Source organism: Nocardia sp. NPDC004722 (genome assembly GCF_053601505.1).
In genome coordinates this window covers 1-23,705 of record NZ_JBSGBY010000024.1, presented here as the reverse complement: position 1 = coordinate 23,705, position 23,705 = coordinate 1, and the positions used below count along the sequence as shown (strand labels likewise).

The following is a 23,705-nucleotide window of genomic DNA, read 5'->3' as shown; positions in this document are numbered from 1 at the left end:
CATCGTAAGCGGAAGATGCGCCCTGGAGTACACCCCGCCCCGCGTGTTTCCAGAATGTGGAATCAGCGTGTTCCCAATCGCCCGAATCCGACCAGCCCCGATGTGCCGGATGGGCGGAATTTGTGGATCGCGATGCCACCGGATTCTCCGGCCTCATTGCCACCTACCGTGGTGATGGTATCCGAATCTACGGCAATCACAATATTCGTGTGTTGATGGAAGACACTGGAATCCGCGTACATCACCACATCACCGACCCGGGGTAGATAGCCGTTGTTCGCCTCCTCGAAACGATGCTGACCCCGGTAGTACTCCTCCAGGGTGTAGACGCCGGGAATCCGCCAGGAGCCGGAATTCGGATTGCTCAAAGGCTGCCCCGCCGTACGCATCACCCAGCTGACGAAGTCGGCGCACCACGGTTCGGCAATGCCCTCGGAGTATTTGTCCCGGCCGGCCTGTTCGTCGAATTGCTCGCGCAGGACTTCCGCGACCCGCGCCTGCTCGGGGCTCAGTGTCGCGGTATCGACCGCCGGGAAATCGTGCAGCAGACGCCCGTCGAGGACGCGCGGGCCGAAGGACTCCTCGTGGCGGCCGTGCTGCCACCACCGCACTCCGAGCACTCCCCCGACCGCCAGCGCCGAAACCACCACCAGCGCAACCACACCCACGACCGCACCGCGTCGTCGCCGACGTGGTGCGCGCTCGAATTCGTCTGTCATTTCGGTCCCTCCCCGGTTCCGGCCGTCTCTCGGCCTCACCAAGTAGGACGTCTCATCCGACCACGGAGTTCCCCGGGGTGCGGCGCACCAGGCGGCTGCGGCCCATCGGGCCCAGGCGGCTGGCCTGCATCAGTCCCACGCCCGGCGGTGCGAGTTCGGCCAGCTCGGCCTGCATCCGGGCCTGCAGCATTTCGGCGGCCGAGCGGTGACGGGCGGCTTGCTCGTGATCACCGAGATAGGTAGCCAGCTCGGCGAGGACGTAGTCCATCGGACCCATGACCGAGGCGCCGGTTTCCAGGCCGCATACGGTGCCCGAGTACGGCAGCAATTGCTGATAGACGGTGAGCGCGCCCGCCGGGTCGTCGAGGGCGATGGCGAGGCGGGCCTTGACGGCGGTGAAGGTGGACCAGAACTGCGGGGCCAGCGGGGGCGCGGCGGCCAGCACCCGGCGGGCCTCCTCCGCGCGGCCGGAGTGCACCAGGGCCAGCGCGTACCCGTGCACGAACAGCTCGGGTTTGAGAGCGGTGCGTTCGCGCAGATCGTTCAGGTATTCGGACATGTCGTTGCGCAGCCATCCGATGGAGACGGCGATGCCGACGTGCAGGGCGTTGGTGTCGCGGGTCGGTTCGGCCGCGCCTTCCGCGGAGTGCGCGACCAGCTCGTCGAGCTGCCCGGTGCCCTCGGCGAGCAGGCGCAGCACCTCATCGGAGTTGCCGCGCAACAACTCCAGCACCATGCCGAACGGCGCGATGGCGTCGAGCAGGTGCCGCAGCTGCCCGTCGGTGGCGTACGCGCTGGCGGCGCGGGCGTGGCCGGCCGCGGCCACCAGGTCGGCGTCGGCGAGGGTGGCGCGGAACAGCAGATAGTGGGCCAGCGCGCGGAATTCGGTGAGTTCGGCGTCGGTGGACACCTCCAGTAGCCGTGCCGCATGCCTGCGCAGGTCGTGGGCGCGCAGGAAGCCGCTGGCGGCGAAGGCGGCGAACGCCTGCGCGTTGAGGACGGTGCACAGCAGGTCCGGGTCGTCCAGCGGTTCGGCCATGGACATGGCGGTGGCGGCGATGATGCGCGCCGCCGAGGGATCCTCGATGGCCCGATCGAAGACGGCGGTGACCTGCAGGTGAATCCGGCACCGCAGCGGCAGGTCCGGGTCGCCGGACGCGATCCGCAGCGGTTCCCGCAGCCGCGGGTCCGGCGTGTGCCAATCGTGCACCGACCAGATGAGCGGGGTCGGCCAGCAGGTCGCCGACTGCGCCAACAGCCCTGTCCCCCCGATGGATTCGGCCAGATCCAGCGCCTGCTCCCGTGCCGCCCGCGCCGCGATGTGCTGCCCGTCGTAGGCCAGCGCCACCACCAGTTCACACCGCGCCTCCAGCACGGCCAGCCGATCCCCCACCGCCGCACCAGCCTCCGCATGCCCGGCCAGATCGTGCAACGTCAGCACCGACCGCCACCGCCGCACCGCATCCGCCCGCATGCGCCGTTCCACACACCGCCGCGCCGCCGCCCGCACGTAAGGCAATGCCACCGTGGCGGTCTCGGCATCCGCCCCCAACGCCGCATGATGCGCGAGCGCATCGATATCCCGCCCCCGCGGCACCCGAACCTCCTCCCCGCCCGAGGGCACTGCAGGTTCTCCCGACGCGACGTCTCCGATGTCGCCGGATTCCGCTGCTGCGCTGACGGTCTCGATCGCGGCCGCCACTTCATCGGCCCCGCGGAGGGCGGTGAGCGCGCGGTTGTCGTGCTGGGTGGGGCGTGGGGACCCGAGGAGTGCGGCCACCAGGTAGTCGGCTCCCCAGAGGGCGTCGAGCACCCGGTTCTCCGCGCGCGCTCCGGATCCCGGCGCGGTGCCGGAGAGGGGTGCGGGCCGCGCATCGTCCGGGTGCGGATCGCCGAGGGCGCCGGTTACCGGGTCGTGGCGGAGGTATTCGAAGGCGGCCCAGTGCATTCGGGTGCGGCGGAGGGTGGGGAGGTCGTAGTAGACGGTTTCGCGGATCAGGGCGTGGTCGAAGGTGACGCGGCCGGCGCGGTCGGTGCGGAGCAGGCGGGCGGATTCGGCGGTGGCGATGAGGTCGATGACGGTGTCGGCGGGGCGGGCCAGGGCGGCGGCGAGGGTGGTGACGTCGCTGTCCCCGCCCCAGACCGAGAGGTGGCGTAGCAGGTCGACGACGTCGGTCGGGAGCTGGGAGATGCGGCGGCCCAACAGGTCTCGGACACTGTCGGGGAGCATGTCGGTGAGGCCCTGGGCGGCGACGAGTTTGGCGAGTTCGCGCACGAACAGCGGATTGCCGCCGGTGCGGCGACGCAGCAGTTCGACGGTGCGATCGTCGAGGTCGGTGAGTCCGGCGGCGGCCGCGGCCCGGCGGGTGCCCGCCATGTCGAGTCCGTCGAGCTCGATGCGGTCGGCGGTGAATAGCGCCAGGGCGGCGGCGGTATCGCGAACGCCGGGCCCGGCCTCGGTGCCGCGCAGGGTGGCGACGATGAGGATCGGGCAGTCGCGCAGCCAGTTCACGACCTGGCGCAGCACCTGCAGGGTGGCGGTGTCCGCGCCGTGCACGTCCTCGAGCACGATGGCGACGGGCGACCCCGCCGAATGCTCGCGGCAGGATCGCACCACCCGCCGGGCCAGGGTGAAAGCGTCGGCGGCGGTGAAGGTTTCGGGGTCGGCGGCGTCCAGGCCGGTGAGCACCTCGGCCCAGGCCCAGGCGGGCGGCGCGGACTCGACTTCCGGACAGCGGCCGAAAACGGTTGTCCAACCGCGCTCGCCGAGGTGCCGGGTGAGGCCGGTGGCGAGCGTGGTCTTCCCGGCCCCGGCCTCGCCGGACAGCCAGATCAGTCGCGCGTGCCCGGCGACGGCGGCCTCGGCGGCGGCCAGCACGGCGGCGCGCTGGGCGGCATATCCGGTGTCCGGCAAGGGTTCCGGGTCGGGTCGGGGCGCGGGTGCGGCGGGGCGGACCGGCGCGGGCGGGGCCGTGGTCTCGGCGTCCACGGAGTGGGTGAGGATCGCGGTCTCCAGCTCCCGCAGTCCGGGCCCGGGATCGACCCCGAATTCGAGGGTGAGGAATTCGCGGCTGCGGCGCACGGTCGCGAGCGCGTCCAGCGATTGTCCCAGACGGTACTGGGCGACAGCCAGCAGCCGCGCGCACTCCTCGCGCCCCGGATGCTCCTCCAGGATGGGCCGCAACGCGAGCACCACCTCGGCCGGTCGGTTCATCTCCAGCGCCGCCTGCGCCCGCAGTTCGGCCGCGGTCAGCCGCAGCGCTTGCAGGCGGGCGGCCTCCTGTGCGGCCCAGGGCATTCCGACGAACGATTCGAAGGCGGTGCCGTGCCAGCAGGCCAGCGCGGCGTCCAGCACCCGCACCTGTTCGAGGGGTTCGGGCCGCCCGGCCGGGTCGCGCATGGCGGCCTCGTGCCCGTGCAGCAGCTGCTCGAAGTGCCAGGAATCCACTTGGGAAGGCTCGAGATTGAGCGCGTAGCCGTGCGATTCGGAGACGATGACCCGCGAGTGCGCGCGCCGCGGCCGGTCCGGCTCGAAGACGCGCCGCAGGTTGTGGATGTAGACCTGGAGCGCGGCAACGGCTTTGGCGGGCGGATCGCCGTGCCAGAGGTCGTCGATGAGCCGCTCGGTGGGCACCACCCGGCCACCGGCCGCGACCAGCCGGCCCAGCACCGCACACTGCATCGGCGCGCCCGGAGGCACGCGCTGTCCGTCGATGCTGATGTGCAGTGGGCCCAGCACCCCGATCCGTATGAGCGCCATGCCCCCGTACCCACTTCGAATAAAACCAAACAGGATCCTCTCAATATGGCAGAAATTCTGCGAGAGCGCCCGGTCTTGTGATCTGGCTTAACTCGATACGAAGTCGCTAGCAAGAGTTGTCCCGCACACTGCCCAGGGTGTTCGACTCCACTCCGCCGCCGGAGCCCGATCTCGCGGTGCTGCACAGCCTTCCGCATCCGGCCTGCCTGCACGACGGCGGCTACGACGTGGTCGCCGCGAACGACGCCTTCCGAAAGCTGTTCCCCGGCACCGGCCCCGGCGCGAACCTGATGACCGCGATCCTGCTGGAACCCATGGCCCGCTACCGGCTGGGCGACTGGGAGGCCGAAGCGCAGGTGATGGTCTCGGCCTTCCGGCTGGCCACGCCGGAGCTGAACCCGGAGCGGGTCGAGGAGATCGTCAATCTGGCCCGGCGGTCCCCGGACTGGGATCGGCTGTGGGCGGGTGAGGCGCCGCTGCTCGATCCCCGAGAACGCACGGTGCTGATGAACGATCCGGTGACCCGCAAGGAGCGCCGGATGTACGTGCAGACCTTCGAGTTCCAGTCACCGCGGCGGCCGTGGTGGCTGTTGACGGTAGTGCCGTTCGACTGAATCCGGCTCGGCCGGTTCAGGCTTGGGCGGCGGGGACTTCGAACCAGCCGTCCTCGGGTTCGGCGAAGCCGTGGTACATGAGCGGGATGCGCCGGTCCACGCCGAAGTGTCGGTAGACGGCGAGCATGGCGGTGCGCACGGCATGGTCGTGGAAGTCGTCGATGCGGCGGCGGCCCAGCCAGTGTTCCGGCAGCAGTGACAGCCGGGTCAACTCGTCGGGGTCGTCGGCGTCGAGGCCGATCGGTCCGGGGTCGGCGATGAAGTGATCGTGCAGGACCGCGTGCCTCTCGCCCGGATCGTGAGGCTCGGTGCGCAGGGCGTAGAACCGCGTGCGGATGGCGGGCGACCCGTGCGCCTGCAGCCAGTCGATGAGATGCGGGTTGGGGCGCGGAATCGACCTGGCGGACAAGGTCGTCTGCTCGAGCAGGTGCAGCACGCTGGCGCCGGGGACGCGGGGTTCGGGGACGAGGAACAGGCTGAGCACGGGCGATCCGGACATGCTGTCCGAGAGGCAGACCTTGGTGCGCATGGGGTCGGGCATGCGCCGCTCCTTACCAGGGAGGGTTGCTGGCTTCGCTTATCCGAATCGTGCCGGCTCGCCGAGTTACCAGACTCGGACAGATCTCTCCTCGACGCCCGACCGGTGCAACACCCGGAATTATAGTCGCGAAAGGCTAATCGGACCGACCGGTCTTTCGATCGGTCCGATCATGACAACCTCACCGCTCGGCTAGGCCCCGACCAGTCGGCTGCGGCCGCGCCGCCGGGCCGGCTGCGCCGCCAGCTGCCCCTCGATGGTGGCCCGGACAGTCGGCCACTCCTCATCCAGGATCGAATAGAAGGCGGTGCTACGCACCTCACCGTCCAGCCCGCGCGAATGCGCCCGGCGTACCCCGTCACTGGTGGCCCCGAGCCGCTCGATGGCCATGCGGGAGCGCAGGTTTCGGACATCGGCCCGCATGGCGATGCGCCGCACCCGCCACACCTCGAAGGCATGCTGCAACAACAGCAGCTTGGACTCCAGGTTGATGCCCGCGCCGCGTGCTTCGAGGGACAGCCAGGTGTTCCCGATTTCGGCGGCATCCGGCACCGTGAGCAGCGGATCTCCGCTCGGTGTGCCGTGCACCAGCGGCCACACCATCGGACCCTGCCAATAGTCGAAACGGGTGAAGCGGGTGGACCCCAGCACCCGGCCACTGGCGACCGCGATGATGGCGAAGGCCAACGACGTTCCCGAGGCATGCCCCGACAGCGCCTGGGCCACATATTCCAGCGCCTCGTCCACTCCGTGTGGGACAGGCGTGAACGCGTAGTCGTCACGATTTCCCGCTGCGGCCTCCGCAATACCCGTGGCATGCTGCGGCGCAAGGGGTTCCAGCCGTACCAGACGGCCGGTCAGAGTTACGGGTACGGGCACGTTCCCTCGATCTTTCAGAGTCGGTCGGGGGTCGCGTCAGGCATTGGCCGCCCCGGCCACACGCTCCGGAATCGACGAACCAACCCTGGCACGCCAGTAGCAGCATCGGATAGTGGGATGAACGATAGCGGAACACCAGCGCACCGCGCCGCAGGCGGCATGTAAATTTCATGCGTTCTACCGCGCGTCGCACGGGCGATTCACAGGTGTCATTCAGCTGTGCCCGGCAGCCCTCTCCGCAACTACGTGGCGATCTCCCCCGGGAACTGCGTTTATCCGAATACCTATGCGCCGGAAGGTATTTCTACACCGGGTCGCGGCGAATACCGCTCGGCACGGCCGCGCCATCGCGAGGCACTCCGGATCGGCACCGGTCAGCGCCCGAAGCCGGCCCTCACCCAGGGCATGGACCACCGGCTGCGCACAAACGCGGGATCATGAACGGCCGTCACCGGCCACACCGTATTCGTTTCCGCGGGACCGGTCGCTTCCCGACCGGTTACCACCGCGTACTCAGCCCCCGGCAAAGCCCTTCCACCGGATATCGAGATTGTCCGGAATGGCCACCGGGAACCGTATTCATGGCGAAATCGTCACCGGCTCAGACGTTGAAGCGGAACTCCACGACGTCGCCGTCGGCCATGACGTATTCCTTGCCTTCCATGCGGACCTTGCCCGCGGCCTTGGCGGCGGCCATGGAACCGGCCTCGACCAGATCCTTGAAGGCGACGATCTCGGCCTTGATGAAGCCGCGTTCGAAGTCGGTGTGGATGACGCCGGCCGCCTTGGGGGCGGTGTCGCCCTGGTGGATGGTCCAGGCGCGGGATTCCTTGGGACCTGCGGTGAGATAGGTCTGCAGGCCGAGGGTGTGGAAACCGGCGCGGGCCAGGGCGTGCAGGCCGGGCTCGGTCTGGCCGATGGATTCCAGCAGTTCGGCGGCGGATTCGTCATCGAGTTCGATGAGCTCGGATTCCACCTTGGCGTCGAGGAAGACGGCGTCGGCGGGGGCGACCGCGGCCTTCAGCTCGGCCTTCTTGGCCTCGTCGGTGAGCACCGACTCGTCGGCGTTGAAGACATAGAGGAACGGCTTGATGGTGAGGAGCGAAAGCTCCTTCAGCAGTTCGACATCGAGTTCCTTGCGGGCGGCGAAGAGGGTGCGGCCGCTGTCGAGGATCCCCTGCGCCTGCTTGGCGGCGTCGGCGACCGGCTTGCGGTCCTTCTTGACGCGGGCTTCCTTCTCCAGCCGCACGACCGCCTTCTCCAGCGTCTGCATGTCGGCGAGGATGAGCTCGGTCTCGATGACCTCGATGTCGGCGAGCGGATCGACCTTGCCGTCGACGTGGATCACGTCGTCGTCGGCGAAGACGCGCACCACCTGGCAGATGGCGTCGGCCTCACGGATGTTGGCCAGGAACTTGTTGCCCAGGCCCGCGCCCTCGGAGGCGCCCTTCACGATGCCCGCGATATCGACGAACGACACCGTAGCGGGCAGCTGCCGCTCGGAACCGAAGATCTCGGCGAGCACGGCCAGCCTCGGATCGGGCAGCGGCACCACGCCCGTGTTCGGCTCGATGGTGGCGAACGGGTAGTTCGCGGCGAGCACGTCATTGCGTGTCAGAGCGTTGAACAGCGTCGACTTTCCGACGTTGGGCAGGCCGACGATTCCGAGGGTGAGACTCACGAGAGTGGGAGTCTACCCGGATCGTCGGCCCGCGCCGTCACCGCAGGTCCGGGCGCTGGGTTCGGCGGGCCCGCGGGCAGGGCGACGGTCAGGCCCGCGGGGTGCGGCCGAGGTAGGCCAGCAGCTCGGCCACCACCGGGGTGTCCGTCTCGGGCACCTCGGTGACGACGGGCGCGAAGACGCCGTAATCACGCAGCGGCTCGATGAGCCCGGTGGCGGCGGTGAGCAGATGACCCGCCAGCTCGTCGGTGAGCGGCGAGGGTTGCCCGGTCGCGATCGCGATGTCCCAGGCGTGCGCGGCGGCGTCGAGGGCGCACATGACGGCGGCGACCGGGGTGGGGAGTTCGCCGTGCGGCAGCGGGGTGGGGACGGCCTCGGTGTCGTCGGCGACGGTGGCCCAGGCGGTGGCGGTGGGTTCGATTGCGGCGGAGACCAATTCGGTGGCCTTGCCGTCGATGCTGCCGGACGGCTCGAACGGGTTGTAGGCCGGGCCGTCGCCGATGCCGAGGAACTTGGCGTAGGCCAGCTGATCCCCGGCGGCGTGCTGAACCACCTGCGCCACGGTCCATTCCGAGCACGGGGTGGGGTTGTTCCACTGATCGTCGCCGACCCCGGCCACCACGTCGGTGAGGGCGCGGTGGGAGGCGGCGAGGACCTCGCGCCAGACCGGGGCGAGGGTGGCGGCGGGGGTGGCGGTCTGCGGGTTGGCGTTCATTGTTCTTGCCTCTCAGGTTGTTTCGATCCGTTGAGATAAAGGTATGACCCGATTAGGCTGATTTTCTTCCTAATAAGCCAGGCGATCCGAGGAGCATGGTGTGACCTCCACCACAACCCGTCTGCTGCGCCTGCTGTCGCTGTTGCAGGACGGCACCCATACCGGCCGTGACCTGGCCGAACGCCTTGCCGTCACCGACCGCACGCTGCGCCAGGACATCGCCCGGCTGCGCGAACTCGGCTATCCGGTGCACGCCGCTCGCGGTCCGGTCGGCGGCTACCGCCTCGGCCAGGGCGCGACCATGCCTCCACTGCTGCTCGACGACGACGAGGCGGTGGCCGTCGCGGTGGCCATGAATATCGCCGCCGACGGCAGCACCGGCATCGCCGATATTCACGCCAATCTCGAACGCGCCCAGGCGAAAATGGATCGGATCCTCCCGAAACGATTGCAGCGGAAGGTGACCGCGCTGCGCTCCGTCACCGACATCGGACCCGCCGTCACCGGTTCCCGCGAACCCGACGCGCCCGTCCCGGCCGAAACCCTCGCCACCCTCGCCACCGCCATCCGCGCCACCACCACGATCCGCGCCGACGACCGCGATCTCGAGCCCTACCGCCTGATCAGCTGGCAGCGCCGCTGGTACCTGGTGGCCTACAGCCTCGAATCCCACACCTGGCAGGCCCTCCCCGTGGCATCACTCACCGAGATCACCTCCGGCGAACGCCATTTCGCCCCGCGCCCACTCCCCGACTCCGATCTGGTCGCCTTCGTTCTGCGCGAAATCGCCTCTACCGGTTGGCAAGTCCACGCCCGAGTCACCATCCTGGCCCCCGCCGACACCGTCATAACCCGCATCAACCCCACCGTCGGCGTCGTAGAACCCCTGGACGACACCTCCTGCCTCCTCCTCACCGGAGCCGACCGCCTCGAAACCATCGCCATCTACCTGAGCATGCTGATGATGGACTTCCGAGTCGACTCACCCCCGGAACTGGTCACCCACATCCGCACCCTCGCCCGCCGCTACACCGCCGCCACGCCCTAACCGAGCGGGAGCGAATCCTGCTGGGGGAGATGGGACATCATGTGCGGGTAGCGGACGGGGCGGGCGGTGGTGAAGGTGAGGTCGCGGACGTGGGTGAAGTCGGACCAGAGGAGGCGGCCGCCTTTGAGCGCGAGCATGGGGCGGACTCGGGTGCGGACCTGGTTCAGTTCGTCCTCGGTGGCGGGGCGGCGGGGTCCGGCGGTGCCGTAGAGGCGGACTCCCGGGTGGGTGGAGAAGCGTCCGACCAGCAGGGAGCGGAACCAGAACCAGGAGCCGCTGTCGACCGCCAGCAGGCAGACGTTCGGGTTGGTGTCGAGGTTGCTCGCCAGCGCGGAGGTGTACTGGTCGAAGTAGAAGGCGGTGTGGTCGTCGCGGAAGAACACCGTTCCCACCGGGGTGATGTTCGGAATCCCTTGCGGGTCAACGGATGCGATCGCGAAGTGCCCGGTCGACCGGCGTGCGCGCTCCACTATTCCCCGGATTTGTCCCCACCACATGATCGGACCTTAGCGCGCCTATCTAGTAGGTGGGCCAGTTCGAGAGGGTTTGGTGGAGGGCGTCGACGATATGCGGCCAGGAGTCGGCAGCAGGGCGAGAATGCGCGAATCCACCCGCCGCCTCGAGGGTGGCGAAGCCGTGAAAAGTGCTGCGCAGCAGGCGAGCCGCGTCCAATCCCTCTGAGTCGCCGAGCCCGTAACCGCGCAGAATGGCCGTGGTGAGCTCGATACTGCGCACCAGGGCGGGTTCACCGGCGACCTCCGCCGGATCCATCCGAATCTGCGTGGCCGCATACCGTTCCGGATGGTCGAGCACATAGCCGCGATAGGCGTCGGCGAAGGCTACCAACGCGTCCTTACCGGACCGTCCGGCCACCGCCGCCCCGATCCGTTCGTTCAACTCCGCACTGGCCAGCAGGGCGACCCGCACCCGCAGATCGTGGAGATTGCGGACGTGGACGTACAGGCTCGGATCCTTCACGCCGACCCGGCGGGCGAGAGCCGAGAGCGTGAGCTTCTCGAAGCCGATTTCATCGACGAGTTCGGCCGCCGCACTGACGACCCGCTCCCTGGTCAAACCGACCCGTGGCGACATTCCACTCCTTCCCGAGTGCCCCAAGGGTAAACCTAGAGGCAATAGGATCGGGGAGGTCCAGCGTGTCACCCCGCATCCTTAAGCTGCCCGGCATGGGACTCGCAGTCACGACACACGAACTTGCCTACGCGATCATCAACGGGGAGGAGGATTTCGGTCCCGCGCTCGACGCGATCAACAAGGTACTGAGCGACAACGGGCTACCCGCGCACGAGGAACCCCGGGTCCACGGGATGGCCACCGCTCGTCACCACGTGTCCAGCTTCCCGTACAGCATGATCCACTACCTGCGACGTGCCTACGCCCACGCGATCACCAATCCGGACCAGCCGCTGACCCCGGTCGCAGAAGACGAGCGCGCCAGCGAAGACCCACTGGTCGAGGAGGTCACCTATGACTTCGACTGCCACTTGATCTGCCATTCCGATTGCGAAGGTTATTACGTCCCTATCGATTTCGAGCATGTGCTGCCCGGCGACGAGGAGGATTCCATTCCCGGCGGCATACTCGGTTCCAGCAACCGATTGATGCGCGAACTCGTCTACGTGGCACCGTATCTCGGCATCACCCTGATCGACGGCGAGCTGCCGGATTCCGAAGCCCACTCGCTGTGCGAGGCCGACGACGAAGACGAGCCGCTCGGGCGCGAACGCATGGTCTGGCTGACCCTCTTCGAAAACGCCCGCGTCTCCCTCGCCAATAACACCCTGATCACCTTCTGCTGACGAAACCCGTTGCAACCGGGCTCATTCGGTACGCAGCCGGAGTCCGGGATTCTCGATCATCACGTCGGCGATGGACTGGGCGATCATGGTGAGTTGCGGGTAGGCACGCAGGAACGCGTCGATCAACGGGGACAGTTGTTCGAAGGCCACTTGCCCATCCCCCGCCAGCAGCCGTTTGGCGATCTGGTCGAGCGGCGCAGGAAGCACGGCGTTCACCGCATCCGGCTTGTCCGTGGGGTATTGGGCAGGGTCGTCGGTGTAGCCGCCCCGGCTGACAATGCCCATGGCGAGGGTGCCGGAGAACAGCGCACCACCGCTGTCACCCGGGAGGGACAGCGCGGTGTGGGTGAATCGAACGGGCGGCCGTAGGGGGTCGGGCTGATCAACGCTGAGAATGACACCGCAGGTGAATCCGGTGGTGGCTCCCGCCTTGCACACCGGCTCGCCGACAACCGGGTAACCGACCCCCGTGATCGGGAGCGTACCGCCGGCCGCACGAATCAGATTGTTACGGAAGGAATCCTGGAACGGCTCGGTAATACGGACAACGGCATAGTCACGCACGCCATCCATCACCGACTTCTCGAATGCGCCGGTCTGATCCCCCCGCTTCAGCGCCGGAGTGAGGTCGAAGGTCTGGCCCCGAGTATCGGGCTGATCCTCCGTCTCGGTGGCAGCATCGCAATGCCCGGCGGTGATCGCAGCGGGATTCCCCTCAGCATCAACAGCATTGAACGCCCAGGAACACGCGTATCCCGCATCGGTGAGATACCGATCACCCCCGGCAACCTCACCGGCCGACAACCCCACCCCACCCGAAACCCTCACCTCGACATCCGAAACCGCCTGCCGCTGAGCCATTTCCACACGCGCCAGATACTCCCCCACATCCATATCCAAATCCCGCCGAATCGCCGCAACCAGCCCCGGAGGCATCACCCCCTCGAACTCCCCCACCCGATCCTCGGCCCACCCCACCCCCGGCACACCCGACATCAACGCGACAGCCGCCACAACGGCAACCCCCCACCACCCAGCCCGCCGACGCAAGTAGTTGGCCACCCCTACCAATTTAGCGACCACCCCGCCAGATCCGGCCGATTCCCCAACACGAGTCCGTATCAACCAGGACCAGGGAGCTCTCACTGAGGGAATTCGGAAAGATTTCCGCAGTGAGAGCTCCATGATCTTGCATCGGCCCGACAATGACTGAGTGGGGGCGGATTTGATCAGCTTGGCAGTGGCGGGGGTCGGGGTCGTAGGTACATTCGGAGCGGCAGTTGCGGCGCAGGGAGCGGCGCTCAAGGGGAAGCGCCTCGACGCGGAGATCCATCGCGCCCAGCAAGCTGAGCAGCGCGATGAGGCGGCACAGCAGAGGGAACGGGAGCAGAAGCAGTCCGTGTATTCGGAGTTCAATTCCGCGGCTCGGAACTATCGAATGCAGTTGCACCACTGCGTGATGGAGTTGGAGGTGGGCGGCGCGGTCGGCCTCGAGCGGCTGGAAGCTGAGCGAACGCATTACCGCACCATGTACGCGCAGGCCCAGATGATCGTGCCCGACCGACTGCTGGCCGTCGCTTCCGAGGTGGACCTGTGTCTGGGCAATACCTACCGGGCAGTGCATGACATGGTCGAACACCCCGATGTGACCACTCTGCGAGCTGTGCACGAGTGGCTGGATGGCTCTGCGTCGGAGGCAGTTTGGCTGCTGCGGCAGATGCTGCGCGAGGACCTTGGGGCGTCGGAGCCAATTGCTGATCTCGATGCTCGAATCGCGGCAATGTCCTCGGCGAGGGCGGAGCTGTTCGATACCGGATCCGGCAGGTTGAGATGCCATCTAAAGGGTGACGCCGGCGTGCAGTAGTGCGGGCCGCTGCCGGTCAGCGGCCGCCGACTCCGGATAGCGCTATGCCGCGGATGAAGGCGCGTTGAGCCACGGCGTAGAGGAGGAGCAGGGGCAGGAGGAGGACGGTGGCGGCGGACATTAGGAGGGGCCAGTTGGTGGAGTATTGGCCTTGGAGGCGGACCAGGCCGAGGGTGGCGGTGGCGTATTCGTTGCGTTGGATCATGATCAGGGGCCAGAGGAAGTCGTTCCAGACTGTGATCCAGGTGAGGACCGCGAGGACCATGAGGGCGGGGCGGGTGTGGGGGAGCAGGATTCGCCAGTAGATCTGCCAGGGGGTGCAGCCGTCGAGGATGGCGGCTTCCTCCAATTCCACGGGGAGAGTGCGGAAGAACTGGCGCATGAGGTAGGTGCCGAAGGCGCTGCCGAAGAGGCCGGGGACGATCATGGACCAGGGGGTGTCCATCCAGCCGAAGGCGCGCATGAGCAGGAACTGCGGGATGACGGTGATGGTCAGGGGGACCATGAGGATGGCCAGGTAGCAGAGGAACAGCACATCGCGGCCCGGAAAGCGCAGGCGGGCGAAGGCGTATCCGGCGAGGGAGCAGAAGAAGACCTGGCCGGCGGTGACACAGCCCGCGTAGAGGACGGTGTTGAGGAGCATGCGCCCCAGCGGGATGGCGTCGAAGGCTTCCCGGTAGTTGGACCATCGCGGATGCGCGGGCAACGGTGCCGCGTCGAGCAATTCGCCCTCCGGCTTCAGCGAGGCCGACACCGACCACAGGATCGGCGTCAGCGCGCACCACGCCACCACGATCAAGGCCAGATAGGCGAGCAGACCACCGGCCAAGCGGCGCTTCACTGTTCGGACTCCGCCCGCCGTGCCAGCCACTGCTGGATCAGCGTGAAGCCCAGCAGGATCGCGAAGATCACCCAGGCCAGCGCCGACGCGTACCCGACTTCATAGAAGCGGAAGGCGTTCTGGAACAACATGATTCCCAGCACGTAGGTGCCGGTCTCCGGCCCGCCGTTGCTCCCGGTCAGCGCGTACGCCTGGTCGAACGCCTGCACCGAATTGATGACGGTGATCACCAGCACGAACGACAGCGCGCCACGGATCAGCGGCACGGTGATCGACGAGAAGCGCCGCAGGGCACCGGCACCATCGATCTTCGCTGCCTCATAGAGGCTTTCGGGCACCCCCTGCATGGCGGCGAGCAGGATCACGGTCGCGAACGACACCGACTTCCACACCGTCACCAGACTCAGCGACACCATCGCCCACCACGGATCGGTCAGCCACGGCACCGGCCCCAGCCCGACCCAGCCCAGCAGGATGTTCGCCAGCCCGTCGTCACTGGCGAAGATGAAGCGGAACACCACCGCCATCGCCACGGTCGAGGCCACCAGCGGCAGGAACGCCAGCGTCCGAAACACCCCGATCCCCCGCAGTTTCCGATTCAGCAGCCCGGCGACGGCCAAACTGATCGCCACCGTCGGCACCAGCGTCAGCACGGTGAACACGGCCGTATTGCGCAGCGCGATATAGAACAGCGGGTCATCGGTGAACAGCCGCCGATAGTTCGCGACCCCGACGAAGCGTGGCGGGCTGAACAGATCCCACGAGTGGAAGCTCAGGTACAGCGAAAACCCGAGCGGGAAAAGCAGAAACACGAGAATCGCCGCGAGATTGGGAGCCACGAACAGCCGCCCGGCCCGCGCCTGCCGCCGCCCCAACACCGATCCACGCGCCCGGCGGCCCGACCCGGTCGACCGCTCCGCATCCAGGCCCTGCCTCCTCATACCGAGGCCCGCAACAGCTGATCGATGTCGGCGCTGGTCTGCCCGCCGAGCGATTCAGCGGTCGCCGCGCCGCGCAACACCTTGTTGCAGCCGCGCTCCAGCAACGCCTCCACCTTGCCCCACAACGGCGTCACCGCCAGCGGCTTGGAATGCTCGGGCCCCTCGGTGAAGACCGCCAGATTGCGCACATTGGGATGCGCCGCCGCGAATCCCGGCGACCGCATCGCCGACCGCAGCACCGGCACGAACAGCCCCGACTCGGCGATGATGGCCTGCCCTTCCGGACCGGTCGCGAATTTCACGAATTCCCAGGCTTGTTCGCGCCGTGGGCTCGCCGCCGCGATGGCCAGCCCGGTGCTGCCGATATCGGTGATCGCACCCGGCCCGCCGTGCGGCCCGACCGGCAGCACCGTGACATCGAAGTCGAGGTCGTCGCGTCCGGTGAACTCCGAGTACAGCCAGTGCCCGCCCATGAGCATGGCGGCCCGCCCGCTGCGGAACAGGTCCTGCGCCGAAACCGATTGCCGGTCACCGACACTGGGCGCGACGCGATGCCGCACCGCCAGATCCGCGTAGAACTGGAGCCCGGCCGCGAACCGCGGATCCCCGAGATTGGTGCGGTCGGGCCGCACCGGCGGGCTGAACCATTCGGTGCCGTTGTTCATGCCGAAGCAGGCGGCCGAGAAGTACGGCACCCAGGCGTCCACGAATCCCCACTGCCGAGTCCGGCCGTCGGTATCGCGATGCGTCAGAGCCTGTGCCGCCGAAAGGAATTCGTCGAAGGTCCAGGCGGCAGACCAGCTCGTCGGCGGCTGGATCCCGGCCTCGGCGAACAACTTCCGGTTGTAGTAGAGGAACACCCCCGACCACTGCTCCGGCAGCGCGTACTGCCCGCCGCCCCACACGAAGGTGTCCCGCAGGGTGGCGTACCCGTCATCCCGCAGCGTCGCGGCGTAATCGGGTTCCCGGTCCAGGAATTCGCGCAGGTCGACCAGCACGCCCCGATCCGCCAGCCCGGCGTAGAGTAGCTCCCACGCCATCAGCACGTCCGGGCATTTGCCGCCCGCACAGTAGGTGAGCATCTGCTGCAACGGATCCGGCCCGGACATGAGGGTTCGGATGCGGATATCCGGTCGCCGCCGCTGGAATTCGTCGATGATCCGCAGCCGCGCCCGCGCTTCTTCGGGCCGCGCCTGGAAGAAGAAGGTGACGGCGTCGTCGTCTCCGCTCGAGCAGCCCCCGGCGGCCAGCAGTGCGGCCAATGCGCCGGAACCCAATGCGGCGCGCGCACCGGAGCGCAGCAGGGTACGCCGATCGATGCCGTGGGGAGGGCCTGCCGAGTCGCTCGCCAAAGATATATCTCCGTGAACTAAACGAACTAAAGGACCACAGTGACGCAGATCTCGAACCAGCATGGCAGCATACGGGGAGCTACCTGCGACACGCGGTCAACACGCGAAATCGCAGGTTTTCGGTCGGCCCGCAGTACCCCCGCGAACCGTCCGCAGCGTCCCCCGGGCCACCCGTACCCGACGGTACGACACGAGGTGAACGGCTGGTCAAAGCCGGTTCAGTCGCGCGTCGGTTGGGCTACGTTGAGACCGATTTCAGTGAGAACCGCAGTACCGCACGGGAGAGTTGTCGAATGGCGACCATCGAATATCTCCGGACGGATCCCGACCTACCCCCGGTAGGCGTCGTGGACCGGACGCCCATGTCCTCGGCGAAGAAGGGCATCTTCCTCGCCATCGCCGTGATCGGCGCCATCGCCTGGGCAGTCCTCGCCTTCATGCGCGGGGAGAACGTCAACGCGGTGTGGATCGTGGTCGCCGCCATCTGTACCTATGTGCTCGCGTACCAGTTCTACGCCCGGCTCATCGAGTACAAGATCACCAAGCCGCGCGATGACGTCGCCACTCCGGCCGAGGCCATGGAGAACGGCAAGGACTACATGCCGATGGACCGCCGGGTCCTGTTCGGCCACCACTTCGCGGCCATCGCGGGCGCGGGCCCGCTGGTCGGCCCGGTGCTGGCCGCACAGATGGGCTATCTGCCCGGCACCATCTGGATCGTCGTCGGCGTGGTGCTGGCCGGAGCCGTGCAGGACTACCTGGTGCTGTGGGCCTCGGTGAAGCGCCGCGGCCGCTCGCTCGGCCAGATGGCACGCGACGAACTCGGCGTGGTCGGCGGCGTCGCGGCCATCATCGCGGTGCTGGTGATCATGATGATCCTGCTCGCGGTGCTCGGCATCGTCGTGGTGAACGCCCTTGCGGCGACCCCGAATCCGAAGACCGGCGTGCTCGAGGGCGGCAGCCCGTGGGGTGTCTTCTCCATCTCGATGACCATCCCGATCGCCCTGTTCATGGGCCTGTACCTGCGCTTCGTCCGGCCGGGCAAGATCGGCGAGATCTCGCTGTTCGGCTTCGTGTTGCTGCTGGCGGCGATTCTGCTCGGCAACCCGGTGTCCCAATCCGGCTGGGGCCGTGACCTGTTCACGCTGTCCGGCACCACCATCGCCTGGATGCTGATCATCTACGGTTTCATTGCCTCGGTACTGCCGGTGTGGCTGCTGCTCGCTCCGCGCGACTACCTGTCGACCTTCATGAAGATCGGCACCATCGGCCTGCTGGCCGTGGGCGTGCTGGTCACCATGCCGGTGCTGAAGGCCCCGGCCGTTTCGCAGTTCGCCTCCAACAGCAACGGCCCGTCCTTCCCGGGCAGCCTGTTCCCGTTCCTGTTCATCACCATCGCGTGTGGCGCGCTGTCGGGATTCCACTCGCTGGTCTCCTCGGGCACCACACCCAAGCTGCTGGAGAAGCAGTCGCAGGCGCGCATGATCGGCTACGGCGGCATGCTCATGGAGTCGTTCGTCGCGGTCATGGCCATCATCGCGGCCTCGATCCTGGACCAGCACCTGTACTTCGCCATCAACACCGGCGGCCTGACTTCCGCGCAGGCCGCGGCCGACAGCGTGAACAAGCTCGGGCTGAGCGGCGACCCGGCGACCGCGGACTACCTGAACCGCATGGCGCAGGACGTCGGCGAGTCGAAGATCTACTCCCGCACCGGTGGCGCGCCCACCCTCGCGATCGGCATGACCGAGGTGATGCACAAGTTCATCGGCGGTACCGCGCTCAAGGCGTTCTGGTACCACTTCGCGATCATGTTCGAGGCGCTGTTCATCCTCACCACCATCGACGCGGGCACCCGTGTCGCGCGGTTCATGCTGTCGGATTCGCTCGGCAACCTGGGCGGCGCGGCCAAGAAGTTCCGTGACCCGTCGTGGTGGCCGGGCGTGTTCGTCTGCTCGGGCCTCGTGGTGGCGGCGTGGGGATCGGTGCTGCTGATGGGCGTCACCGATCCGAAGGGCGGCATCTACACCCTGTATCCGCTGTTCGGCATCTCCAACCAGTTGCTGGCAGCCATCGCGCTGACGGTCGTGCTGGTCATCGTGGTGAAGAAGGGCCTGGTGAAATGGGCTTGGATTCCGGCGATTCCGCTGGTCTGGGACCTGATCGTCACCATGACGGCCTCCTTCCAGAAGATCTTCTCCGGCGATCCGAACATCGGCTACTGGACGCAGCACACCGCCGCCGTCGACAAGCGCAGCGCCTTCCACGCCGCTCGGGACGCCTTCATCTCCACCCAGGACAAGGCCAAACTCCCCAAGGGTGTCGCCGATCTCGGCGCGCTGGACAAACAGCTGAGCGATCTGGACAAGATCGTTCGCAACACCTTCATCCAGGGCACGCTGTCCATCATCTTCGCGGTGCTGGTGCTGATCGTGGCCGCGGTCGGCGTGTGGGCGTGCGCTCGCGCGCTGCGTGCCGGGGGCGCCGCGACCAGTGAGAGCCCGGAGGAGCCGTCGAAGATCTTCGGCCCCAGCGGGTTCATCGCCACCAAGGCTGAGAAGGAAGTGCAGCAGGAATGGAACGCTCTCGTCGCCGAGGGCAAGGTCCGAGCGCCCGGCGCGGCGATCCACTGACGCCGCGATGAGTACCCCCGACGCCCCGTCGACCGCAGGCCCCCTGCGGTCGGCGGGGCTCGCCCTGTCGCGGGCCCTGAAAGCCATTGCCTGGTGGTTCAACTCGATCCTCGGCGGCAACGACTACCAGCGCTACGTCCAGCATCGGCGGCTACAGCACCCGGGCTGCGAGATCCCGTCCGAACGCGACTATTGGCGTGACCGCCACGACGCGGCCGCCAAGAATCCCGGCAACCGCTGCTGCTGATCCGACCGGCGAAATCCTCTGACCAGGCCCGGGACCTACTGGCGGATTTCCGCCGACGGTGATGGCCGATTCCCGCTAGCGGGGCGCGGCCGGGGCTGACAAGGTGGAATCCGTGAGTGCGAACGAATTGGATTTCGAGCGTTGCTACCGCGCCGTGGCGACCCGGGATGCTCGGTTCGACGGGCATTTCGTGACCGCGGTGCGCACCACCGGAATTTATTGCCGCCCTTCCTGTCCGGCCATCACCCCGAAACGAACCAACGTCACCTTCCTGCCCACCGCCGCCGCGGCACAGCAGAGCGGGTTCCGCGCCTGCCGCCGCTGCCTGCCCGACGCCGCACCCGGGTCACCGCTGTGGAACACCCGCGCCGACCTGGCCTCGCGGGCCATGCGGCTGATCGGCGACGGCGTCATCGAGCGCGGCGGCGTGCCCGCGCTGGCCGGGGCGCTGGGCTACTCGCAGCGGCAGCTGACCCGGGTGCTCACCAGCGAACTCGGCGCGGGCCCACTGGCATTGGCGCGAGCGCACCGCGCGCACACCGCCCGGCTGCTCATCCAGACCACCCGGCTGTCCATGTCGGACATCGCCTTCGCGGCCGGATTCGCCAGCATCCGGCAGTTCAACGACACGGTGCGCGAGGTGTTCGCGGTCAGCCCGACCACGCTGCGCGAGGAATCCCGCCGCCGCAACGGCGACACCGTGCCCGCCGGGAACGGTCTGCTCACGCTGCGCCTGCCCTACCGTGAACCGCTCGACAAGACCTGGCTGGAGTGGTTCCTGTCCGCGCACGCCGTCCCGGGGCTGGAACTGTGGGAGAACGGGACCTACACGCGCAGCCTGCGAACCCCGCACGGCCACACCACCGTTCGGCTGTCCGTGCAGCCCGGTCATGTGCGCGCCTCGCTGGCGCTGCAGGACATGCGTGATCTCGCGCCCACGGTCGCGCGCATCCGGCACTTCCTCGACCTCGACGCCGATCCGATCGGCATCGACGAGGCGCTCGCCGCGGGCATGGCGGGTAGTCCACCGCGGCAAGGCATTCCGGCGACGGTCCTGCCCGGCGGCATCCGGGTGCCGGGCTGCGTGGACGGGCCGGAGTTGTTGCTGCGCACCATGATCGGGCAGCAGATTTCCGTCGCCGCCGCCAATACCCACACCGCGCGCCTGGTCCAGGGCCTGGGCGAGGCCATCGACGGGCCGATCCCGCACCTGTTCCCCACCGCGGAGGCCATCGCCGAGCGCGGGTCCGAGGTGCTGACCGGGCCGGGACGGCGGGTGGACGCCGTCGTCGGCGCGGCCAAGGCGCTGGCCACCGGCGATCTGGTGCTGCACTCCGGCCGCACCGCCGGCGACCTGCGCCGCGACCTGCTGGCCCTGGACGGCGTCGGCCCCTGGACCGCCGACTATGTCACCATGCGCCTGCTCGCCGACCCCGACGTGCTGCTGCATTCCGACCTGATCGTGCGCCGCGGCGCGGGGCTGCTGGGCGTGGATCTCACCGACACCGCACGCTTCGCGCCCTGGCGCTCCTACCTCACCATGCACCTGTGGAAGTACGCGCTCTCCCACCCGGCCGAGCCGCGCACCGCCACGCCATCCACACCGACCCGGAGGACACCGCAGTGAACACCGGAAAATCCGCCACCACAGCCGATTTCGCGACCACCGAGACACCCGCCGGACCGTTCACCGCCCTGGTGGACGGCGACGGCGCGGTACTGGCCTCCGGCTGGATCGCCGACCCCGAGGCGTTGCGCGCGCTCATCCACCCCAGCATCCGGCCCGCCACGCTGCGCGAACGCGACTCGCTGGGCGTGGTCTCGCGGGCGATCACCGCGTATCACGAGGGCGATCTGGCCGTCATCGACGCCATCACCGTCCGGCAGGTCTCGGGCCCGTTCCTCACCCACGCCTGGGAGATCCTGCGCAAGGTCCCGGCTGGAAACCCGATCACCTACACCGAATTCGCGGTCGTCTCCGGCCGCCCCGCGGCCACCCGCGCCGCCGCCAACGCCTGTGCCCGCAATGCGGCCGCCCTGTTCGTCCCCTGCCATCGAGTCCTGCGCACCGACGGCACCCTCGGCGGCTTCCGCTACGGCCTGCCGATCAAACGCTGGCTGCTCGACCACGAGACCGCCTGAGCGGCCCGCACGCCACCGCCCGAGCCGCGAGTACTCCCCCGCCGCGACGGCGACCGCCCGGGCCCGTCGGTCCCCGGGCGTAGGCTCGCACCCATGTGCCGCAACATCCACACCCTGCACAACTTCGAGCCGCCGGCCACCCCGGACGAGGTGCACGCGGCCGCCCTGCAATACGTCCGCAAGATCAGCGGAACCACCAAACCCTCCCAGGCCAACCAGGCCGCCTTCGACCTCGCCGTCGAAGAGATCACCGCCGCCACCACCCGCCTCCTGGATGGCCTGACCACCACCGCCCCGCCGAAAGACCGCGAGGTCGAAGCCGCCAAGGCCAAGGCCCGCGCCCAAATCCGCTTCACCCCGCGCTGACCCTCGTGCCCCGGCGAAAATCGCATGTGGAGTACACCATCCAGCTAGCGCAGGAGCACGCCGAACTACTGGAGGGCCTCGGCGAGCTCTTCCACGCCACCCCGGAACGGATGATCGAAGCCTGGACCATCCAGCAGATCCAAGCCGCCGACGCGAGCCTGCGCGCCGATCCCGACCGGCCTGCGGATCAGGGCGGATAACTCAGCCCTTCACTCGGGCCCGCCGCTGAGGTACGCCGCCACGACCGTGAGCACGAACACGGCGCCCGTTCCGAGAACCAGGATTCCGGCAGCCGTACAGAGCTTCGTCAATGCGATCACGGCCCGCCGCTGCTCCACCGTCTGCCCCGGGCGAGGCTCGACGAGCATCGGCCGCAGCATCACGACCAGGGCCAGCAACGCGAAGCCCAGCGGCACGGGCACGAACGCCGCCAACGAGTTCGTGGCCCAGCCCGCGAAGAAGCCCGCGGTCACACCGAGCAACCCGAGCAGCGTGAGCATGTCTCGAACGAGCTTCCCCCCGGAATCGTGCATGACCCGAAGTCTATGCGCCGATCGAGGTTTCGAGGCGGGAGCCGGTGCGGCCGCGGATGACGTGGAGGCGGCTGGGGATGCGTTGGCGCATTTCGTCGACGTGGCTGACCACGCCGACTACGCGGCCGCCGCAGCGGAGTTCGTCGAGGACGCCCATGACGGCGTCGAGGGTGTCGGCGTCCAGGCTGCCGAAGCCCTCGTCGATGAACAGGGTGTCCATGACCAGGCCGCCGGATTCGGCCGACACCACATCGGCCAGGCCCAGCGCCAAAGCCAGTGAGGCCATGAAGGTTTCGCCGCCGGAGAGGGTCTTGGCGGGGCGGATCGCACCGGTGTAGTCGTCACGGATGTCCAGACCCAGGCCACCACGGCGGCCGCGCGGGCCCGCTACGTCGGTGTGGACGAATTCGTAACGGCCACCGGACATTCGGCGCAGGCGCACCGAACCCGCCAGCGCCACCTCTTCCAGGCGGGCGGCCAGCACGTAGGACCGCAGCGACATGCGGCGGTTGTTCTCCCCGCGCCCGGCGACCACCTCGGCCAGGCGGGCGAGTTCCTCATGGGCGCGCTGCAGCGGCGCCACACGGTCGACGGCCGCGCGCAGCTGGGTGCACAAAGCCTCGAGATCGTTCGCCCGCCGGTCGGCTTCGGCGTGCGCGGCGACGGCCCGGTTCAGCGCCGACTCCGCCTGTGCCACTGTCTCTTCCAGCGCCCGCAGGTCGCCGGGCTCGGCCTCGCCGACCGCCCGGATATCCGGCTCGGCCAGCACCGCCTCGGCGTGGGCGCGCGCCCGATCGGCGGCCACCAATTCCTCTTCGATCGCCGACTGCTGCGCGGAGGTGCGCGACGCCGCGTCGACAGCGCGGGCGTATTCGCCGAGCACGGCGTAATCCGGCCCGGACTCCCCCATCACCGGCGGCGCGGAATCCACCAGACCCGCTTCGTACGAAAGCTTTTCAACCCGCACGGCCGCCGCCGCGACCTGCTCGCGGGCGGTGACGACCTCGACCCGGGC

The 23,705-nt window shown here is 68.3% G+C and carries 24 protein-coding genes; 10 read left to right on the top strand and 14 right to left on the bottom strand.

Annotated features, from left to right (window positions below; all coding sequences use genetic code 11):
- Nucleotides 1-62: 62 nt before the first annotated feature.
- Nucleotides 63-719 (bottom strand): CHAP domain-containing protein, encoded by a 657-nt coding sequence (locus tag ACWELQ_RS05125; protein WP_452395748.1) that lies wholly within the window; start codon nucleotides 717-719, stop codon nucleotides 63-65.
- Nucleotides 720-771: 52 nt separating this feature from the next.
- On the bottom strand, nucleotides 772-4,479 hold the full coding sequence (locus ACWELQ_RS05120; RefSeq protein WP_452395747.1) for a BTAD domain-containing putative transcriptional regulator: 3,708 nt from the start codon (nucleotides 4,477-4,479) through the stop codon (nucleotides 772-774).
- Between the two features lie 137 nt (nucleotides 4,480-4,616).
- Here ACWELQ_RS05120 and ACWELQ_RS05115 point away from each other — a divergent pair, with 137 nt between their 5' ends.
- On the top strand, nucleotides 4,617-5,093 hold the full coding sequence (locus ACWELQ_RS05115; protein ID WP_452395746.1) for an MmyB family transcriptional regulator: 477 nt from the start codon (nucleotides 4,617-4,619) through the stop codon (nucleotides 5,091-5,093).
- 16 nt (nucleotides 5,094-5,109) lie between these two features.
- Here the strand turns inward: ACWELQ_RS05115 and ACWELQ_RS05110 are convergent, their stop codons facing one another.
- From ACWELQ_RS05110 to ACWELQ_RS05095, 4 genes are all read right to left on the bottom strand, one after another.
- On the bottom strand, nucleotides 5,110-5,634 hold the full coding sequence (locus ACWELQ_RS05110; protein ID WP_452395745.1) for a hypothetical protein: 525 nt from the start codon (nucleotides 5,632-5,634) through the stop codon (nucleotides 5,110-5,112).
- A 189-nt stretch (nucleotides 5,635-5,823) separates the two neighbouring features.
- The gene (locus ACWELQ_RS05105) at nucleotides 5,824-6,510 is read right to left on the bottom strand and encodes a GNAT family N-acetyltransferase (protein WP_452395744.1); all 687 of its coding nucleotides are present in this window, start codon (nucleotides 6,508-6,510) and stop codon (nucleotides 5,824-5,826) included.
- Between the two features lie 601 nt (nucleotides 6,511-7,111).
- Nucleotides 7,112-8,191 carry a redox-regulated ATPase YchF gene (gene ychF / locus ACWELQ_RS05100; RefSeq protein ID WP_452395743.1) on the bottom strand — a complete coding sequence of 360 codons (1,080 nt, stop codon included), beginning with the start codon at nucleotides 8,189-8,191 and terminating at the stop codon, nucleotides 7,112-7,114.
- Between the two features lie 88 nt (nucleotides 8,192-8,279).
- Nucleotides 8,280-8,906, bottom strand: a complete 627-nt coding sequence (locus tag ACWELQ_RS05095; RefSeq protein WP_452395742.1) for a TIGR03086 family metal-binding protein — start codon at nucleotides 8,904-8,906, stop codon at nucleotides 8,280-8,282.
- A 100-nt stretch (nucleotides 8,907-9,006) separates the two neighbouring features.
- Between ACWELQ_RS05095 and ACWELQ_RS05090 the strand changes: the two genes are divergently transcribed.
- Nucleotides 9,007-9,954, top strand: coding sequence for a helix-turn-helix transcriptional regulator (locus ACWELQ_RS05090; RefSeq protein ID WP_452395741.1), 948 nt, complete (start codon nucleotides 9,007-9,009; stop codon nucleotides 9,952-9,954).
- Here the strand turns inward: ACWELQ_RS05090 and ACWELQ_RS05085 are convergent.
- Nucleotides 9,951-10,451 (bottom strand): pyridoxamine 5'-phosphate oxidase family protein, encoded by a 501-nt coding sequence (locus ACWELQ_RS05085; protein WP_452395740.1) that lies wholly within the window; start codon nucleotides 10,449-10,451, stop codon nucleotides 9,951-9,953. The two genes, ACWELQ_RS05090 and ACWELQ_RS05085, sit on opposite strands and share 4 nt — an antisense overlap.
- Nucleotides 10,452-10,473: 22 nt before the next feature.
- A complete protein-coding gene (locus tag ACWELQ_RS05080) occupies nucleotides 10,474-11,046 on the bottom strand; it encodes a TetR/AcrR family transcriptional regulator (RefSeq protein WP_452395739.1) in 573 nt (190 codons plus the stop codon).
- A gap of 62 nt (nucleotides 11,047-11,108) precedes the next feature.
- Between ACWELQ_RS05080 and ACWELQ_RS05075 the strand changes: the two genes are divergently transcribed.
- On the top strand, nucleotides 11,109-11,771 hold the full coding sequence (locus tag ACWELQ_RS05075; protein WP_452395738.1) for a hypothetical protein: 663 nt from the start codon (nucleotides 11,109-11,111) through the stop codon (nucleotides 11,769-11,771).
- Nucleotides 11,772-11,792: 21 nt separating this feature from the next.
- On the opposite strand, the gene ACWELQ_RS05070 is transcribed toward ACWELQ_RS05075, so the two are convergent.
- Nucleotides 11,793-12,956, bottom strand: coding sequence for a S1 family peptidase (locus tag ACWELQ_RS05070; protein ID WP_452395737.1), 1,164 nt, complete (start codon nucleotides 12,954-12,956; stop codon nucleotides 11,793-11,795).
- Between the two features lie 28 nt (nucleotides 12,957-12,984).
- Between ACWELQ_RS05070 and ACWELQ_RS05065 the strand changes: the two genes are divergently transcribed.
- Nucleotides 12,985-13,635: a hypothetical protein gene (locus tag ACWELQ_RS05065; RefSeq protein WP_452395736.1), complete on the top strand. Its 651-nt coding sequence runs from the start codon at nucleotides 12,985-12,987 to the stop codon at nucleotides 13,633-13,635.
- 16 nt (nucleotides 13,636-13,651) lie between these two features.
- On the opposite strand, the gene ACWELQ_RS05060 is transcribed toward ACWELQ_RS05065, so the two are convergent.
- From ACWELQ_RS05060 to ACWELQ_RS05050, 3 genes are read right to left on the bottom strand one after another with little or no spacing between them, the layout of a single operon-like run.
- Nucleotides 13,652-14,476 carry a carbohydrate ABC transporter permease gene (locus ACWELQ_RS05060; protein ID WP_452395735.1) on the bottom strand — a complete coding sequence of 275 codons (825 nt, stop codon included), beginning with the start codon at nucleotides 14,474-14,476 and terminating at the stop codon, nucleotides 13,652-13,654.
- Nucleotides 14,473-15,417 carry a carbohydrate ABC transporter permease gene (locus tag ACWELQ_RS05055; RefSeq protein WP_452395734.1) on the bottom strand — a complete coding sequence of 315 codons (945 nt, stop codon included), beginning with the start codon at nucleotides 15,415-15,417 and terminating at the stop codon, nucleotides 14,473-14,475. The genes ACWELQ_RS05060 and ACWELQ_RS05055 overlap by 4 nt, the downstream gene beginning before the upstream one ends.
- Entirely contained in the window at nucleotides 15,414-16,769 is a 1,356-nt protein-coding gene (locus tag ACWELQ_RS05050) for an ABC transporter substrate-binding protein (RefSeq protein WP_452395733.1), read from the bottom strand. Before ACWELQ_RS05050 ends, ACWELQ_RS05055 begins: the two co-directional genes overlap by 4 nt.
- A 293-nt stretch (nucleotides 16,770-17,062) precedes the next feature.
- On the opposite strand from ACWELQ_RS05050, the gene ACWELQ_RS05045 reads away from it, so the two are divergent.
- The 6 genes from ACWELQ_RS05045 (at nucleotide 17,063) to ACWELQ_RS05020 (ending at nucleotide 22,357) form a co-directional block, all read left to right on the top strand.
- Entirely contained in the window at nucleotides 17,063-19,402 is a 2,340-nt protein-coding gene (locus ACWELQ_RS05045) for a carbon starvation CstA family protein (RefSeq protein WP_452395732.1), read from the top strand.
- A gap of 7 nt (nucleotides 19,403-19,409) precedes the next feature.
- On the top strand, nucleotides 19,410-19,649 hold the full coding sequence (locus ACWELQ_RS05040; RefSeq protein ID WP_452395731.1) for a YbdD/YjiX family protein: 240 nt from the start codon (nucleotides 19,410-19,412) through the stop codon (nucleotides 19,647-19,649).
- A 112-nt stretch (nucleotides 19,650-19,761) separates the two neighbouring features.
- Nucleotides 19,762-21,276, top strand: coding sequence for an Ada metal-binding domain-containing protein (locus tag ACWELQ_RS05035; RefSeq protein ID WP_452395730.1), 1,515 nt, complete (start codon nucleotides 19,762-19,764; stop codon nucleotides 21,274-21,276).
- Entirely contained in the window at nucleotides 21,273-21,791 is a 519-nt protein-coding gene (locus ACWELQ_RS05030; RefSeq protein ID WP_452395729.1) for a methylated-DNA--[protein]-cysteine S-methyltransferase, read from the top strand. The genes ACWELQ_RS05035 and ACWELQ_RS05030 overlap by 4 nt, the downstream gene beginning before the upstream one ends.
- Nucleotides 21,792-21,884: 93 nt before the next feature.
- Nucleotides 21,885-22,157 carry a DUF2277 domain-containing protein gene (locus tag ACWELQ_RS05025; protein ID WP_452395728.1) on the top strand — a complete coding sequence of 91 codons (273 nt, stop codon included), beginning with the start codon at nucleotides 21,885-21,887 and terminating at the stop codon, nucleotides 22,155-22,157.
- Nucleotides 22,158-22,183: 26 nt separating this feature from the next.
- Nucleotides 22,184-22,357, top strand: coding sequence for a hypothetical protein (locus tag ACWELQ_RS05020; RefSeq protein WP_452395727.1), 174 nt, complete (start codon nucleotides 22,184-22,186; stop codon nucleotides 22,355-22,357).
- A 9-nt stretch (nucleotides 22,358-22,366) separates the two neighbouring features.
- Here the strand turns inward: ACWELQ_RS05020 and ACWELQ_RS05015 are convergent, their stop codons facing one another.
- Both ACWELQ_RS05015 and ACWELQ_RS05010 read right to left on the bottom strand, forming a co-directional pair.
- Nucleotides 22,367-22,690 (bottom strand): hypothetical protein, encoded by a 324-nt coding sequence (locus ACWELQ_RS05015; protein WP_452395726.1) that lies wholly within the window; start codon nucleotides 22,688-22,690, stop codon nucleotides 22,367-22,369.
- A 10-nt stretch (nucleotides 22,691-22,700) separates the two neighbouring features.
- On the bottom strand, nucleotides 22,701-23,705 hold a 1,005-nt coding region (locus tag ACWELQ_RS05010; RefSeq protein WP_452395725.1), incomplete at its 5' end, for an SbcC/MukB-like Walker B domain-containing protein.

What these genes read in the sequence shown, in the direction of transcription:
- ACWELQ_RS05025 (WP_452395728.1), top strand. Translation starts at nt 21,885, where the DNA reads ATGTGCCGCAACATCCACACCCTGCACAACTTCGAGCCGCCGGCCACC.
- ACWELQ_RS05015 (WP_452395726.1), bottom strand. Translation starts at nt 22,690, where the DNA reads ATGCACGATTCCGGGGGGAAGCTCGTTCGAGACATGCTCACGCTGCTC.
- ACWELQ_RS05120 (WP_452395747.1), bottom strand. Translation starts at nt 4,479, where the DNA reads ATGGCGCTCATACGGATCGGGGTGCTGGGCCCACTGCACATCAGCATC.
- ACWELQ_RS05070 (WP_452395737.1), bottom strand. Translation starts at nt 12,956, where the DNA reads ATGGAGCTCTCACTGCGGAAATCTTTCCGAATTCCCTCAGTGAGAGCT.
- ACWELQ_RS05055 (WP_452395734.1), bottom strand. Translation starts at nt 15,417, where the DNA reads ATGAGGAGGCAGGGCCTGGATGCGGAGCGGTCGACCGGGTCGGGCCGC.
- ACWELQ_RS05045 (WP_452395732.1), top strand. Translation starts at nt 17,063, where the DNA reads ATGGCGACCATCGAATATCTCCGGACGGATCCCGACCTACCCCCGGTA.
- ACWELQ_RS05110 (WP_452395745.1), bottom strand. Translation starts at nt 5,634, where the DNA reads ATGCCCGACCCCATGCGCACCAAGGTCTGCCTCTCGGACAGCATGTCC.
- ACWELQ_RS05125 (WP_452395748.1), bottom strand. Translation starts at nt 719, where the DNA reads ATGACAGACGAATTCGAGCGCGCACCACGTCGGCGACGACGCGGTGCG.
- ACWELQ_RS05095 (WP_452395742.1), bottom strand. Translation starts at nt 8,906, where the DNA reads ATGAACGCCAACCCGCAGACCGCCACCCCCGCCGCCACCCTCGCCCCG.
- ACWELQ_RS05040 (WP_452395731.1), top strand. Translation starts at nt 19,410, where the DNA reads ATGAGTACCCCCGACGCCCCGTCGACCGCAGGCCCCCTGCGGTCGGCG.
- ACWELQ_RS05080 (WP_452395739.1), bottom strand. Translation starts at nt 11,046, where the DNA reads ATGTCGCCACGGGTCGGTTTGACCAGGGAGCGGGTCGTCAGTGCGGCG.
- ACWELQ_RS05085 (WP_452395740.1), bottom strand. Translation starts at nt 10,451, where the DNA reads ATGTGGTGGGGACAAATCCGGGGAATAGTGGAGCGCGCACGCCGGTCG.